Raw genomic sequence first — 14,327 nt, 5'->3', positions numbered from 1 at the left:
CAAAACCGCCCCCCGAGGGGGCTGCGGGCCGGCTTGGGGCGGCCCGGCGCCAGCCCTCTTCGCGGTTCAGAGCCCCGGTTGAACGGCACCGTTGGCGCGTTCTTCCCGCTTTGGTTTGATGTGGAGCACCCGGTTTTGGGCGCCTAGCGCGCCCAAAACCGCCCCCCGAGGGGGCTGCGGGGCGGCTTGGGGCGGCCCGGCGCCGGCCCTCTTCGTAGTCCAGAGCCCCGGTTGAACGGCGCCCTTGGCGCGTTCCGCCCGCATTGGGCAGTGAGGGGGGCGGTGAACTGGGCTCTGTTTGAATGGCTGGGCTGGCGTTTTTGCAGCGCTGGGGGCTCGGTTCTTTTGGTTTGTGGCCAGGCCGGTGACGGGCTGGCCGTGTTTGTTTTTGGGCGTTGAATCTCATGACAATGACCGGCTTTTCAGCGGATCCGCAGCAGGCGCTGGAGCAGTGGCTCGCACACTGCGAACGGCTGCACCCCAAAGAGATCGATATGACACTGGCTCGCGTAGCCCAGTTGCGTGACCGACTGGGTCTGCGCTTCGGGGACGCCCCAGTGGTGATGGTGGCCGGCACCAACGGCAAGGGCTCGACCTGCGCCATGCTGGAAAGCATCGCGCTGCAGGCCGGCTACCGTGTGGGGCTCTACATCAAGCCGCACCTGGTGCACTTCCAGGAACGCTGCCGGGTGGACGGCCGCCCGGTGGAAGCCGCCTCGCTTTTGCCGCATTTCGAGGCCGTGGAGGCCGCGCGCGGTGAACTGGCGCTGACCTATTTCGAGTTCACGACCCTCGCCATCCTGCATCGCCTGGCCGCCGAACCCCTGGACCTGGTGATCCTGGAAGTGGGCCTGGGCGGCCGCCTGGATGCGGTGAATGCCATCGACGCGGACTGCAGCGTCATCACCAGCATCGACCTGGACCACACGGAATACCTCGGCCCGGACCGCGAGTCGGTCGGCCGGGAGAAGGCCCACATCATGCGGCCCGGCAAGCCGGTGGTGGTCTCCGACCCGATGCCGCCGGCCAGCATCGCCGACTACGCGCAAAGCGTGGGGGCCGATCTGCGCCAGCTCGGCCGCGATTTCAACTACGGCGGCGACCGCCAGCAGTGGCAGTGGGCCGGACGCAACCGCCGCTACAGCGGGCTCTCCTATCCCGCGCTGCGTGGCGTGAACCAGTTGCTGAACGCTTCCGGCGTGCTGGCGGTGTTCGAAGCGCTGTATGAACGCTTGCCCGTGAGTGCCCAGGCCGTACGTGCCGGCCTGGCGCTGGTGGAGCTGCCCGGTCGCTTCCAGGTCGTGCCCGGCTCACCGATGCTGGTGCTGGATGTGGCCCACAACCCCCACGCAGTGTCGGCCTTGGCCCAGAACCTGGACCAAATGGGGTTCTACCCGCGTACCCGCGCCGTCTTCGGTGCCATGGCGGACAAGGACCTGGCCAACATCCTTTCCCGCATCGCCCCGCTGATCGACCATTGGCATTTCTGCGATCTGCCCTTGCCCCGTGCGGCGACCGCCCAGGCGTTGGCGCAGCGTTTTGAAGAGGCCAGGGCCCAGGGCCTGCTGAAAGCGCCGGCGGACGTGGGTGTCAGCCTGCACGCAGATCCCGCCGCTGCATTGGCCGCGGCAGCGGCCGGCGCGGACCCCGCTGATAGAATTTTGGTGTTCGGTTCCTTCTATACCGTCGGGGGCGTTCTCAAGCATGGCTTGCCCCGCTTGGGGGCCGGTGTCCAGCCGGAAGACCAGCATGACGGTGCATGACAGTTGAAGATGGCGGCCTTGACCCGATCTACGGTGGGGCCGTTTTGGGCTGTTCACAACTAACCGCCAGCATCTGGCATTGAAGCTACATGGGTCTGTTGTCTTTCCTGAAGCGCGGTGACGTTGACGACGGCAGCAAGCCGGCCAAACCAGCCAAGAACACCCGTGCCTCGGTCGATGCGGTCGATGATGTGCAGCAATTGCGGCTGCGCGCCCGCCGTCGCCTGATCGGTGCTGCCGTGCTGGTGGGGGCGGCGGTGATCGTGTTCCCGCTGCTGTTTGAAACCCAGCCTCGCCCCATCCCGGTCGATCTGCCCATCGACATCCCGAAGAAGGATGGCGTGGCGCCCCTGAACGTGCCGGCCACCGGCGCCAAGGTGGCCAAGGCGGATGAGCCGGCAGATGCGGGCCGCGGCATCATCAACGAGACTGCGGAGCAGGTGGCCGGCGACCGCCCGGTGCCGCCGCCGGAAGCTCAACGAGAAGCGCCGCGCGAGATGCCTGCCGACCCGGCCGCCCGTGCGGACGTCAAGCCCGAGGCCAAGGCCCGCATGGCGGAGCCCGCGCACACCGAGACGCGCCCCAAGCCGATAGAAGCCAAACCGGCTGAACCCAAGCTCGCCCGCGTTGAACCCAAACCCGAGCCCAAGCCGGAACCCAAAGCGGAGGCCAAGCCTGAGCGCCGTGCCACCGGCAATGAATCCGCCCGTGTGCAGGCCATGCTGGATGGCCACGCGGCCGAGCGCAAGGCGGCCGAGGCGGCGGCGGCCACTGCGGCGGCCAGCGGCGGCCGGTTCGTTGTGCAGGTGGGCGCCTATGCGGACGCCAAGGCGGCCCAGGACGCCCGCGCCAAGGTCGAGCGCATGGGTCTGAAGACCTACACCCAGGCGGTCGAGACGGCGGACGGCAAGCGCATCCGCGTGCGCGTCGGCCCGTTTGGCAGCCGCGACGAGGCCGACAAGGTCGCGGCCAAGGTTCGTGGCGGTGGTCTCAGTTCTGCGGTCCTCACGCTCTGACGCACCATGAGCTGGGTTGACCTTGCACTCCTGACCATGTTGGGCATCTCCGTGTTGCTGGGGGTGTGGCGCGGGCTGGTGTTCGAGGTCATGACCATCGTCGGCTGGGTGGTGGCCTGGCTGGCCGCCCCTTTCGTGGCGCCGTGGATCGAGCACCTGCTGCCGCAGGACAAGTGGAGTCCCACCATGCTGCATGCGCTGGGCCTGGTGCTGGCGTTCCTGCTGGTGCTGCTGGTGTGGGGGCTGGGCGCCAAGCTGGTGCGCGCCATCATCCAGGCCACGCCGCTGAGCATCGTGGACCGCTTGGGGGGCGCTGCCTTCGGCGTGGTGCGCGGCCTGCTGCTGGCCTTGCTGGTGGCGGTCATCGTCGGCATGACGCCGGCGGCGCGTTCGCCCTCCTGGACAGATTCCCGCCTGGCGCCCTGGTTGCAGGGCACACTCGTGCAGGTCAAGCCGCTGCTGCCGCAGGCCCTGCACGACTACATTCCCATTCCGGCCTGACCACCCCTCGTGGGCAGGCCCTCATCGTTTCCAGTGATTTGAAGGATCAGCATGTGTGGCATCGTCGGTGTGATTTCCAAGGCGCCGGTCAACCAGCTCATTTATGACGCGCTGCTGCTGTTGCAGCACCGTGGCCAGGATGCGGCTGGCATCGTCACCATGCAAGGCCAGAAGTGCTTCATGCACAAGGCGCGCGGCATGGTGCGGGACGTGTTCCGCACCCGCAACATGCGTGGCCTGCCGGGCAACGTGGGCCTGGGGCAGGTCCGCTACCCGACCGCCGGCAACGCCTACAGCGAGGAAGAGGCGCAGCCCTTCTATGTCAATGCGCCCTACGGCATCGTGCTGGTGCACAACGGCAACCTGACCAACGCCCATGCGTTGAAGGACCAGCTGTTCGAGGTGGACCGCCGCCATATCAACACCGAGAGCGACACCGAGGTGTTGATCAACGTGCTGGCGCATGAGCTCGAGCTGGCTGGCCGTGAGCTGCCGCTGACGCCGGCCTCCGTGTTCAAGGCCGTGAGCGAGGTGCACAAGCGCATCAAGGGCTCGTATGCCGTGATCGCCCTGATCGCCGGTCATGGCCTGCTGGCCTTCCGCGACCCCTACGGCATCCGCCCCCTGTGCTTCGGCGAGTCTGCAGCCGGTGAAGTGATGGTGGCCAGCGAGAGCGTCGCCCTGGAAGGTACGGGCCACCAGCTCACGCGTGATGTCGCCCCCGGCGAAGCGCTGTTCATTGACACGCAAGGCGTGATCCACACCCAGCAGTGTGCCGAGAATCCGACGCTCAACCCTTGCATGTTCGAGTTCGTCTATCTGGCACGCCCGGATTCGGTCATGGACGGCATCTCCGTGTACCAGTCCCGCCTGAACATGGGTGAGACCCTGGCCCAGCGCCTGATCTCCACCATTCCGCCCAGCGAGATCGACGTCGTGATCCCCATCCCGGAATCCAGCCGTCCGTCTGCCATGCAACTGGCGCATCGCATCGGCAAACCCTATCGCGAAGGTTTTGTGAAGAACCGGTATGTGGGCCGGACCTTCATCATGCCGGGCCAATCCACCCGCAAGAAGTCGGTGCGCCAGAAGCTCAATGCCATCGGCCTGGAGTTCAAGGATCGCAACGTGCTGCTGGTGGATGACTCCATCGTTCGTGGCACCACGTCCAAGGAAATCGTGCAGATGGCCCGTGAGGCGGGTGCGCGCAAGGTCTACCTGGCCTCGGCGGCGCCGCCCGTGCGTTTCCCCAACGTCTACGGCATCGACATGCCGACCAGCGAGGAACTCATTGCCCACGGCCGCACCATCGAGGAAATCCGCCAGTTCATCGGCGCGGACGCGCTGATCTACCAGGACGTGGACGCGATGAAGCGCGTGGTGGCCCAGCTGCGCCCGGGCCTCAACGGTTTCGAGGCGTCGTGCTTTGACGGCACCTACATCACCGGTGATGTGTCGGCACAAGACTTCGAAACCATGAAGGCCCAGCGAAAGTCCCAGCCGGAGGAAGAGGATCTGCCGGCCCGCAGCCGGCTGGCCTTGCAGAGCGGAGACGATCAGTGAGCACGGATTCCAAGGACCTGAGGAAGGGTGGCATCCCCCGTGTGGCGTTGCCGGCCGATGCGCGCCTGGACACGCTGGCGGTGCGCGAAGGCCTGCCCCCCACGGCCTGGGGTGAGAACTCCGAGGCCCTGTTCCTGACCAGCTCGTTTGTGCACCCGGATGCCGCCACTGCGGCCCGCCGCTTTGCCAACGAGGAAGAGGCTTTTGTCTACAGCCGATTCTCCAACCCGACCGTCATGATGATGGAGCGCCGCCTGGCGGCGCTGGAGGGGACACAGGCCTGCATCGGCACCTCGTCCGGCATGTCGGCCATCATGCTGCTGGTCATGGGGCTGCTGAAGGCAGGCGACCATGTGGTGTGCTCCCGCTCGGTCTTTGGTTCCACCATCAAGCTGCTGCAAGGTGAGTTTGGCAAGTTCGGGGTGCAGACCACCTTTGTGTCGCAGACCGACCTGGCCGAGTGGCAGGCGGCGCTGCAGCCCAACACCAAGCTGCTGTTTGCCGAGACCCCGACCAACCCGCTGACCGAGGTCTGCGACGTGGCGGCGTTGGCTCAACTGGCCCATGACCATGGCGCCTTGCTGGCGGTGGACAACTGCTTTGCCTCGCCGGCCCTGCAGCAGCCGGCGCGCATGGGGGCAGATTTCATCATCCACTCCGGCACCAAGTACCTGGACGGGCAGGGGCGCGTCATTGCTGGCGCCATCTGCGCCAGCGCGCACTACGTGGACAACGTGTTCACGCCGGTGATGCGCAGCGTGGGGATGTCGCTGTCGCCGTTCAACGCCTGGGTGGTGCTCAAGGGCATGGAGACACTCTCCGTGCGCATGAAGGCGCAGACCGCCAGCGCGTCTGTGTTGGCCGCCTGGCTGGAGGCTCACCCGGCCATCGAGCGGGTGTATTACCCGGGCCTGAAGTCGCATCCGCAACACGAGCTGGCCATGCGCCAGCAAGGCGGGCAGGGCGGGGCTGTGGTGGCATTTGTGGTCAAGAGCCGTGCCGGTGCGGATGACGGCGGCCGTGCTGCCGCCTTTCACGTCATCGACCACACCCGCATCTGCTCCATCACCGCCAACCTGGGTGACACCAAGACCACCATCACCCATCCCGCCAGCACCTCGCACGGGCGCCTCACCGAGGCGCAGCGCCAGGCTGCCGGCATCACCCAGGGCCTGATCCGCGTGGCGGTCGGCCTGGAAGACATTGAAGACCTGAAGGCCGACCTGGCCCGAGGCCTGAACTCCCTATGACATCCACTGTAATCCGCACCCGCATCGCGCCCTCGCCGACGGGTTTCCTGCATCTGGGCACCGCCCGTACTGCGCTGTTCTCCTGGGCCTATGCGCGCCATTACGGTGGGCAGTTCGTGCTGCGTATTGAAGACACCGATGTGGCCCGTTCCACCCAGGACTCGGTCGAGCAGATCCTGGCTTCCATGCAGTGGCTGGGCCTGGGCTACGACGAAGGCCCCATCTATCAGATGCAGCGCCTGGAGCGCTACCACGCGGTGGCGCAGCAGATGATCGAGGCGGGCTCCGCCTACTACTGCTACTGCACGCCCGAGGAACTGGACGTCATGCGCGAAGGCCAGAAGGCCCGCGGCGAGAAGACCCGCTATGACGGCCGCTGGCGTCCCGAGCCGGGCAAGACGCTGCCGGCGGTGCCTGCGGGGGTGAAGCCGGTGGTGCGTTTCAAGAACCCGCTGGAAGGTGATGTGACCTGGAGCGACCTGGTGAAGGGCGCCATCACCATCAACAACCGCGAGATTGATGACCTCATCATCATGCGGCCCGCCGATGCGCAAGCGGGGGAGGGCGCCCTGGGCGTGCCGACCTACAACTTCGCCGTGGTGGTGGACGACTGGGACATGGCCATCACGCATGTCTTCCGTGGTGATGAGCACATCAACAACACGCCGTGGCAGATCAATATTTTCCGCGCCCTGGGTGCGGACCTGCCGCAGTTCGGCCATATCCCGGTGATCCTGGGTGACGATGGCCTGAAGCTCTCCAAGCGTCGTGGCGCCGTGAGCGTCACCGCCTACGAAGAGAACGGCTACTTGCCGGAGGCCATGCTGAACTACCTGGCGCGCCTGGGCTGGAGCCATGGCGACGACGAACTCTTCACACGCGACCAACTCGTGGAATGGTTTGACGGTGCCCACATTTCCAGGAGCCCGGCCCAATGGGACCCGGCCAAGCTGGAATGGGTCAATGCCCATTACATCAAGCAAGCGGACGATGAACGCCTGGCCGGCCTGGTGACGGCCCAACTGGCCAAACGCGGCCTGCCGGCGCCCGCTCGCCTGACCGCGATGTGCGCGCTGTTCAAGGACCGCTGCAGCACCACCGTGGCGCTGGCCGATTGGCTCGCGATGTATGTCGCCCCGGTCAGCCCGTCTGCCGACGATCAGGCTGCCCATCTGACCGATGCGGTCAAACCTGTGATCCACGCGCTCGCGGACAAGCTGGCTGCGCTTGGCGAGGGTGATTGGACCAAGGTGGCGATCAATGCTGCCATCAAGGAAACCATCACTGCGCACGGGCTCAAGATGCCGCAACTGGCCATTCCGGTGCGAGTGCTGGTGTGTGGTCGTGCACAGACTCCGTCGGTCGATGCGGTGTTGGAACTCTTCGACAAAGAAATTTTGATCAACCGCTTGCGCTCCGTTTAAAACCCGGTCTATACTCTCGTTCTCGCTTGAACAGCGCGAAACGAAATCAAAGCGAATTGATCTAAATCAGGGTCAGATCGCAACGATGGAGTTAGCCGAGTTTGGGGTTTGATTGAATGGCAGTGCCGTTCAGTTGAATTCAAAAGGGGGTATAGCTCAGCTGGGAGAGCGCTTGCATGGCATGCAAGAGGTCAGCGGTTCGATCCCGCTTACCTCCACCAAAATCAAGGTGGCGCGCAGTTCAAGAGAAGAAGGTTTAGTCCCCTTCGTCTAGAGGCCTAGGACACGACCCTTTCACGGTTGTAACAGGGGTTCGAATCCCCTAGGGGACGCCAAGTTTACGTACTTGGTTACTGACCGAAGATTTTGTTGATAAGTTCGATAAGTCGAAAGAATCACTAAAATTCTCTGGTATAGTAACGAAAACGTCGCAAGACATCGCGAAAGTGATGAAAGCGATTGATGCAGTGATGATCAGTGAAAACAAGTCATCAGCGTATCTGGAGTGGTAGTTCAGTTGGTTAGAATACCGGCCTGTCACGCCGGGGGTCGCGGGTTCGAGTCCCGTCCACTCCGCCAACAATTCATCTTTGCTACTGGACTCGAGTTGGTCCACTGATGCAAAAGCAGTGTGAAAACGCTGTGATCAAGCATTCGGGGGTATAGCTCAGCTGGGAGAGCGCTTGCATGGCATGCAAGAGGTCAGCGGTTCGATCCCGCTTACCTCCACCAAGTTTTCTTGGTGGCTGACGCGAGAGCGGTGGCACGGAAAGAGTTAAGTCCCCTTCGTCTAGAGGCCTAGGACACGACCCTTTCACGGTTGTAACAGGGGTTCGAATCCCCTAGGGGACGCCAAGTTTGACAAGGCTTGGCTCGTGAAACGAAGACAGTCAAATGTCATCGAAATTCGCGGCAAACTTGTCCGAAAGATTGAGGCAATATAACAGTTCATAACTGGCCTTGAATCTGGAGTGGTAGTTCAGTTGGTTAGAATACCGGCCTGTCACGCCGGGGGTCGCGGGTTCGAGTCCCGTCCACTCCGCCAAATTTCAAACCCCGCTAGCGCAAGTTAGCGGGGTTTTGTTTTTTCCGATTCGAATTTTGAATTTTTCCACAGATTCTCTTACTGGCACACGCGATCGATAAAGTTTCGTGGGAACGTCTACCAATATGGCTGTGGCGACTCAGTTGGTTTGACCTTGCACTACTTAATTTCGGTCTCGCTGCCCGCAGCATCTTGAGTGTGTCACGGTCGGCGAATCATCGGTAAGTCAACGGCCGCAACGCTGAGTATGTGCCGCGCCGTCAATCCATCCCGACGGCGGCGCCTGCAACAGAAACGATGAAGAGCGGAAACTCGCTCCCGACGGGGAATATCGCGCACTGATATCGTGGACCGATATCCCGAACCGATCAGTTGGGACCGGCGCAGCAATCAAAAACGCCCACAGGAATGCTGTGGGCGATATTCGCTCGAATGAGTTTTGCCTGAGGCCTGGCCGCGGGTTCGTGATTGCATGAAAGCGCCAGAAAGTGCTTGGCGTCGCTGCCCGCTGTGGTGGTGGGTTCGGTGGGGTGTGGTGGCGGCGCAGTGGTGGGTGCGTGATGGTCACGCCCCCACCGCGCGTGCCTCCCAGCTACTCAGCTGAACTGCGCGCGGATCAAGCCTACCGCCAGTCCTTCCAGGGCGAAGGATTCGTCTCCCGCCTCCACCTCGATGGGCTGGAAGTCGGTGTTTTCCGGCAGCAGCCGGACGCCGCCTGCATGGCGCTGGAAACGCTTCACTGTGACCTCGTCGCCCAGCCGGGCCACCACGATCTGACCATTGCGTGCTTCGCTGGCTTTCTGGACCGCGAGCAGGTCGCCGTCCATGATGCCGATGTCCTTCATGCTCATGCCACGCACGCGCAGCAGGTAGTCGGGCACGCGGGCGAAGGTGGAAGGGTCGACGCTATAGTGCTGCTCGACATGTTCCTCGGCGAGGATGGGCGCCCCTGCAGCGACCCGCCCCACCAGGGGCAAGGTGAGCTGCGACAGGTTGGGCAGCGGCAGCGCAAACTGGCTGTGCTCACGCGCCTGATTCACCTGCTTCAGCGCCGGCGAGGGCAGGCGGATGCCGCGGGCCGTGCCTCCCACCAATTCGATCACACCCTTGCGGGCCAAGGCCTGCAGATGCTCTTCGGCCGCGTTGGCGGAGCGGAAGCCCAGCTGCTGCGCGATCTCTGCGCGGGTGGGCGGCGAGCCGGTGCGTTCAATGCTGCGCCGGACCAGGTCAAAGATCTGCTGCTGGCGAGCGGTGAGTTTTGGTGGTGTGTTCACATTCGGCCTGAGTATCCATCCAGTAATCTGTATTTTTATCCAGGAGAAGCCAAATTGCAAAGCCGCGTTGAGCAAATCGTCATCATCGGCACCGGCGGCACCATTGCCGGGGCCGCTGGCAGTGCCACGGACAACGTGGGCTACAAGGCCGGCCAGCTCTCGGTAGCCTCCCTGGTGGCGGCCATTCCGGCACTGCAGGCGGAGCCGCTGGAGGCCGAGCAACTGGCGCAGCTGGACAGCAAGGACATGGACCACCCCACCTGGGCCCGCCTGGCGCGGCGGGTGCAAGAGCACCTGGATCGCCCTGAGGTGCGCGGCATTGTGATCACCCACGGCACGGACACACTGGAGGAAACGGCTTACCTGCTGCAGCGCGTGCTGGCCCCGCGCAAGCCGGTGGTGCTTACCGCCGCCATGCGCCCGGCCACCGCCATCCAGGCGGACGGCCCGCAGAACCTGCTGGATGCAGTGGCGGTGGTCAAGGCCGATGGTGCCCAAGGGGTGGTTGCCGTGGTGGCGGGCCAGGTCTTGCACGGGCTGGAACTGCGCAAGACACACAGCTACCGGCTCGATGCCTTTGATGCCGGGCCCGATGGTGGCCTGCTGGGGGTGGTGGAGGAGGGCGTCCTGCGACGTTTTCGCGAATGGCCGCGAGGTGAGGCGCTGGGCGCTTCACTCTTGCCGGAGGATGCGGCGCGGTGGCCATGGGTGGAGGTGCTGGCCAGCCATGCGGGTGCGCAGGCGCGCGCACTGCAAGCCTGGCACACGGCGGGCGTGCAGGGCGTGGTGCTGGCTTGCACCGGCAACGGCACCGTGCATGAGGCGCTGTCCGCACCGATTCAGGCGCTGCGGGACGCAGGCGTGCCGGTCTGGCGCACCACCCGCTGTGCACAAGGTCGCATCGTTGGGGCACCAGAAGAAAAAGCGGCTGCCCTGTCACCTTGGGCGGCTCGCATTGAACTGACGCTGGAACTGCTCAAGCGCACACACTGATGCGTGCTGGTCTGGCGCCAGGGATCATCCATCCCCGCTGAAACGATCAGCGGCGGAGCCTGCTCCCGCAGGTCCGCCGCCGAGTCTGGCGCATGGTCAGAACTCCTCACCGAGCTCGTGACCGAGCTTGTGGCCGAGTTGGTGACCGAGCGCTTCGTCTGAGCTTGTTGCGGGGCTCGCCGCTTCGCGAACCCCTGCCTCTCAGACCACCGTCAGCGTGACGTCGATGTTGCCGCGCGTGGCATTGGAGTAGGGGCAGACCTCGTGAGCGGTCGCCACCAGGGTCTCCAGTTCGGCGCGGTCCAGGCCCGGCACCGAGATCTTCATCGCCACGGCGATGCCGAAGGCACCCGGCTTGTTGGCGTGCGGGCCGATGGAGACATCGCTCGTGATCGAGACTTCCGCCGGCAGGGTCAGCTTCTGGCGGGCCGCCACGGCCTTCATCGCGCCGATGAAGCAGGCCGAATAGCCCGCAGCAAACAGCTGTTCCGGGTTGGTGCCGTTGCCGCCCGCGCCGCCGAGTTCCTTGGGCGTGGACAGGTCGACCTTCAGGGCGCCGTCAGACGACTGGGCCGTGCCGGCGCGGCCTCCGGTGGCGGTGGCGGTAGCGGTGTAGAGGGCTTTCTCGATGGCCATGAAGTGCTCCTTGAATGAAGTGGTTGGGTGTGAAATCGGTGGATCGGGTCCGGGCTCAGCCCGGGGCGGAAGTGCGGTCGGTCGGGTCCAGATGATTCAGGACACTGGACCGCAAGTTTTGCAGCTGGCGGGTCAGCGTCTGTAGCTCATCCAGGCTGCACGCGCTGGCACAGGCCAGTTGTTCGGGAATGCTGAGCGCCCGGGCTCGCAGGCCGCGCCCCTCATCCGTCAGGAAGATGTCCACACGGCGTTCGTCCTTGGTGCTGCGGCGGCGCTCGATCAGTGCCAGCGCCTCCAGCCGCTTGAGCAGGGGCGTCAGCGTGCCGGAGTCCAGGCCCAGCCGCTGGCCTAGCGCCGATACGGCCAAGCCCTCAGCCTCCCACAACACCAGCATCACCAGGTACTGCGGATAGGTCAGGCCCAGCGGTGCCAGAAGTGGCTTGTACAGCTTGGTCATGGCCAGCGAGCTGGCATAGAGCGCAAAACACAGTTGATGGTCGAGATGCAACCAGTCCACGGGCGCGGCCTCGGGGGCAGCTGCCTGTGTCTGGTGGGGGTTTGCGTTCGACATGGGTGTTAATGTAGCGAGCAATTCAATTGCGCACAATCAATGTGGTCTTTCCGCTGGCCTGCCGAGTGGTGGCAGCGCGTGCACTGACATGCACGTCTATGGAACGTAAGCGGCTGGCCATATCCTTGACACGGGAGGTACTGGCTCATCTCGTTTGAGCCAAGAACGGTACGACGGCGGAGCCTACCGGCGCAAGGCGTGACACCTGTCGTAGGTCATGCAGAAGTTGACCAGCGGTAGCGCACGAAGAAGCTCGGCCCACAGACGACCAAGTGAACCGCGTCCCAGGAGTCATCCCGGATCACATGTGTCGCCCAATCGCAATGCGATGGCACATCGATGTTGGCGTATCGCTTTAGGTAATCGCTCACCGTGCCATTCCCCGATATCCGATAGAACGGCTGTGGCGCCGCAATTGAGGCTGCGGCATCAGCACCAACAGTTGAACCAACGAACGAACGGACATCTGGATGCGGAAATGTGGACTGTCGCGACCAGTCAATCTCTAGAGCCTCCTCACTTCCGGAATCCGAGAACTCGAACTGATCAACACGAAGAGAACGCATGGGTAAAAGGTTGCTTGAACCGACTCTGAAGACTGATGGAGGCAGGCGGTCGAGTCAGTATGCCGTCATCGGGGCGGGCGCGGGACCCAGCGGTGTGGCAGCAACTCCTCGATTCGTTTGGCTGGTTGAGTGGGCAGCCGCTCCAGCACGTCACGCATGTATGCGTATGGGTCGTGGCCGCTGAGCTTCGCCGTCTGGACGCACTCGTGCTGGGCCTGCCCTGGCAACGTATCGGCGAAGCCGGCGTCATCCGGGTCCTGTAGCAGCGCAATCCGAGAATGCGCCGATGGGCAGTGGCCTGTCGGCCCGGCACGATCACGTTCCGTGATCGCCTCGCAATCCCTGGACGGCCTCGATCCGCAGCAGATGCGCGAAGCACTGCTGACGTTGATGGCGCAGGTCGCCGCCAAGGACGAGCAGCTTCGAGCGCGGCGTGACCGGCGTTGGATGCGTCGCGCACGCCAGGCGGAAGTTCCACGAGTTGTGGGCCAATCACGGCAGCCCGGTCGGCGAGCAGGCTCTGCGCTACTTCCAGCTGCTCTTCCGAATCGAAGACGAGGTCGCCGCGTGCACCGCCGATGAGCGACGACGAATACGCCAACGCAAGTCGCGCCGGGTTGCCGCCGCCTTGCACCGATGGCTGCTCGCTCAGCGGCGCCAGGTGCCGGAGGGCTCGGCCACCGCGAAGGCCATCGCCTACAGCCTTGCTCGCTGGGATGCGCTCACGCGCTTCGGCGATCTGCCGATCTCGAACAACTGCGTCGAGAATCAAATCCGCCCGATTGCCCTTGGAAGAGCGAACTGGCTCTTCGCCGGCTGCCTGCGCGCCGGCAAGCGGGCCTCAGCGGTCATGAGCCTCGTGCACTCTGCCCGCATCAACGGTCACGATCCCTACCTTTATCTTCGCGACGTTCTGATGCGGCTGCCGACGCAGCCCGCCAGCCGGATCGGAGAACTGCTGCCGCATCTATGGGAGCGGAGCGGCACAGCATGAAGTAGCATCGCTCCCTGCGCGGAGCATTTTGCCCGCAGTCAGGCGCAACGTCGGCGACCGATGAAGCTCAAATCTGGCTGCACTGATGACTTACCAACCGATCTTCCCCGCTTCGCTGCAACCCGCTGCACTGGCGTTGCTACGTGTGCTTCCCGTCGCAGAGCTTGTACCGGCGCGGCAGGGCTTCCAAGTCTCTGTGCAGGGAGAGTCGCTCTCTGCGCCCGGTCGGGTCTACTATTCCCCCAAGAGTCTTCATTCGGTGATCGCAACGTCGACGGGTGACCCTCGGACACTCGCGCTCTGCCTCGGGACGAGGCACTGCGATGGCCACATTCGCGAGGAATGCCTGAGACAGATCGTGGCCGTTGACCGAGCATGGGTTGTTCCGTTCATCGTGCAGCTCGTCGGCGAATACGTCCTTGAGATAGTGGAACTGATTGCCGCGGCCGTCCCGCGCATGAACCCCGAACACCTCTCAGAGTTCGCAGCGGCGAACCCTCAGTTCATGGCAACAACAAGGCGACGGGCTACGAGTTACTGGGACTGCTACCACCGCAGCCGCTTTAAACGGCTGCAAACGTATCCCGGAATCGTCGCGCTCGATTCCATCGAGCAACCGGCCCGGTCCTCCTAGTCACGACCGCAAGGTGGGTTCACCGTACGCATACGGCGCAACACCCGAAGGAAGGGCCGCAGGAACAGCGCGGCGGGCGTATCGCCCAAGAAAGAGG

General features: G+C 64.1%; 11 protein-coding genes, 6 tRNA genes and 2 pseudogenes. 15 read left to right on the top strand and 4 right to left on the bottom strand.

Annotated features, from left to right (window positions below; genetic code table 11):
- Positions 1-410: 410 nt before the first annotated feature.
- The 12 genes from folC to BMY53_RS12020 all read left to right on the top strand — a co-directional run bounded on the left by folC (position 411) and on the right by BMY53_RS12020 (position 8,562).
- Positions 411-1,763, top strand: a complete 1,353-nt coding sequence (gene folC, locus BMY53_RS12075; protein ID WP_092946722.1) for a bifunctional tetrahydrofolate synthase/dihydrofolate synthase — start codon at positions 411-413, stop codon at positions 1,761-1,763.
- Between the two features lie 89 nt (positions 1,764-1,852).
- A complete protein-coding gene (locus tag BMY53_RS12070) occupies positions 1,853-2,779 on the top strand; it encodes an SPOR domain-containing protein (protein ID WP_092946721.1) in 927 nt (308 codons plus the stop codon).
- A gap of 6 nt (positions 2,780-2,785) precedes the next feature.
- Complete coding sequence (locus BMY53_RS12065; protein WP_092946720.1) at positions 2,786-3,280, top strand: CvpA family protein; 495 nt, start codon at positions 2,786-2,788, stop codon at positions 3,278-3,280.
- Positions 3,281-3,331: 51 nt separating this feature from the next.
- Entirely contained in the window at positions 3,332-4,843 is a 1,512-nt protein-coding gene (gene purF / locus BMY53_RS12060) for an amidophosphoribosyltransferase (RefSeq protein WP_092946719.1), read from the top strand.
- Positions 4,840-6,093: an O-succinylhomoserine sulfhydrylase gene (locus BMY53_RS12055; RefSeq protein ID WP_404947872.1), complete on the top strand. Its 1,254-nt coding sequence runs from the start codon at positions 4,840-4,842 to the stop codon at positions 6,091-6,093. Before purF ends, BMY53_RS12055 begins: the two co-directional genes overlap by 4 nt.
- Positions 6,090-7,517, top strand: coding sequence for a glutamate--tRNA ligase (gltX, locus tag BMY53_RS12050; protein WP_092946718.1), 1,428 nt, complete (start codon positions 6,090-6,092; stop codon positions 7,515-7,517). Before BMY53_RS12055 ends, gltX begins: the two co-directional genes overlap by 4 nt.
- Positions 7,518-7,662: 145 nt before the next feature.
- A tRNA-Ala gene (locus tag BMY53_RS12045) sits at positions 7,663-7,738 on the top strand.
- 38 nt (positions 7,739-7,776) lie between these two features.
- Positions 7,777-7,852 (top strand) — tRNA-Glu (locus BMY53_RS12040).
- Positions 7,853-8,019: 167 nt separating this feature from the next.
- Positions 8,020-8,096 (top strand) — tRNA-Asp (locus BMY53_RS12035).
- A gap of 77 nt (positions 8,097-8,173) precedes the next feature.
- Positions 8,174-8,249: transfer RNA gene (locus BMY53_RS12030), tRNA-Ala, on the top strand.
- Positions 8,250-8,296: 47 nt separating this feature from the next.
- Positions 8,297-8,372 (top strand) — tRNA-Glu (locus BMY53_RS12025).
- A 113-nt stretch (positions 8,373-8,485) separates the two neighbouring features.
- Positions 8,486-8,562 (top strand) — tRNA-Asp (locus BMY53_RS12020).
- 596 nt (positions 8,563-9,158) lie between these two features.
- On the opposite strand, the gene lexA is transcribed toward BMY53_RS12020, so the two are convergent.
- Positions 9,159-9,836, bottom strand: coding sequence for a transcriptional repressor LexA (gene lexA / locus BMY53_RS12015; protein ID WP_092946717.1), 678 nt, complete (start codon positions 9,834-9,836; stop codon positions 9,159-9,161).
- A 54-nt stretch (positions 9,837-9,890) separates the two neighbouring features.
- Here lexA and BMY53_RS12010 point away from each other — a divergent pair, with 54 nt between their 5' ends.
- Positions 9,891-10,829 (top strand): asparaginase, encoded by a 939-nt coding sequence (locus BMY53_RS12010; RefSeq protein ID WP_092946716.1) that lies wholly within the window; start codon positions 9,891-9,893, stop codon positions 10,827-10,829.
- A 201-nt stretch (positions 10,830-11,030) separates the two neighbouring features.
- On the opposite strand, the gene BMY53_RS12005 is transcribed toward BMY53_RS12010, so the two are convergent.
- The 3 genes and pseudogenes from BMY53_RS12005 to BMY53_RS11995 form a co-directional block, all read right to left on the bottom strand.
- Positions 11,031-11,465, bottom strand: coding sequence for an organic hydroperoxide resistance protein (locus tag BMY53_RS12005; RefSeq protein ID WP_092946715.1), 435 nt, complete (start codon positions 11,463-11,465; stop codon positions 11,031-11,033).
- 55 nt (positions 11,466-11,520) lie between these two features.
- On the bottom strand, positions 11,521-12,036 hold the full coding sequence (locus tag BMY53_RS12000; RefSeq protein WP_092946714.1) for a MarR family winged helix-turn-helix transcriptional regulator: 516 nt from the start codon (positions 12,034-12,036) through the stop codon (positions 11,521-11,523).
- A gap of 631 nt (positions 12,037-12,667) precedes the next feature.
- Positions 12,668-12,802: pseudogene (locus tag BMY53_RS11995) on the bottom strand (transposase domain-containing protein); the annotation flags it as partial.
- A 215-nt stretch (positions 12,803-13,017) separates the two neighbouring features.
- Here BMY53_RS11995 and BMY53_RS11990 point away from each other — a divergent pair.
- Both BMY53_RS11990 and BMY53_RS11985 read left to right on the top strand, forming a co-directional pair.
- Positions 13,018-13,596: pseudogene (locus BMY53_RS11990) on the top strand (transposase); the annotation flags it as partial.
- Positions 13,597-13,681: 85 nt separating this feature from the next.
- Positions 13,682-14,230, top strand: coding sequence for a hypothetical protein (locus tag BMY53_RS11985; protein ID WP_092946712.1), 549 nt, complete (start codon positions 13,682-13,684; stop codon positions 14,228-14,230).
- Positions 14,231-14,327: the final 97 nt, after the last annotated feature.

Source organism: Roseateles sp. YR242, assembly GCF_900109745.1.
GTDB lineage: Bacteria > Pseudomonadota > Gammaproteobacteria > Burkholderiales > Burkholderiaceae_C > Roseateles.
This window is presented reverse-complemented; position numbering and strand designations above follow the sequence as displayed.

What these genes read in the sequence shown, in the direction of transcription:
- folC (WP_092946722.1), top strand. Translation starts at nt 411, where the DNA reads ATGACCGGCTTTTCAGCGGATCCGCAGCAGGCGCTGGAGCAGTGGCTC.
- gltX (WP_092946718.1), top strand. Translation starts at nt 6,090, where the DNA reads ATGACATCCACTGTAATCCGCACCCGCATCGCGCCCTCGCCGACGGGT.
- purF (WP_092946719.1), top strand. Translation starts at nt 3,332, where the DNA reads ATGTGTGGCATCGTCGGTGTGATTTCCAAGGCGCCGGTCAACCAGCTC.
- BMY53_RS11985 (WP_092946712.1), top strand. Translation starts at nt 13,682, where the DNA reads ATGACTTACCAACCGATCTTCCCCGCTTCGCTGCAACCCGCTGCACTG.
- BMY53_RS12005 (WP_092946715.1), bottom strand. Translation starts at nt 11,465, where the DNA reads ATGGCCATCGAGAAAGCCCTCTACACCGCTACCGCCACCGCCACCGGA.
- BMY53_RS12000 (WP_092946714.1), bottom strand. Translation starts at nt 12,036, where the DNA reads ATGTCGAACGCAAACCCCCACCAGACACAGGCAGCTGCCCCCGAGGCC.
- BMY53_RS12070 (WP_092946721.1), top strand. Translation starts at nt 1,853, where the DNA reads ATGGGTCTGTTGTCTTTCCTGAAGCGCGGTGACGTTGACGACGGCAGC.
- BMY53_RS12065 (WP_092946720.1), top strand. Translation starts at nt 2,786, where the DNA reads ATGAGCTGGGTTGACCTTGCACTCCTGACCATGTTGGGCATCTCCGTG.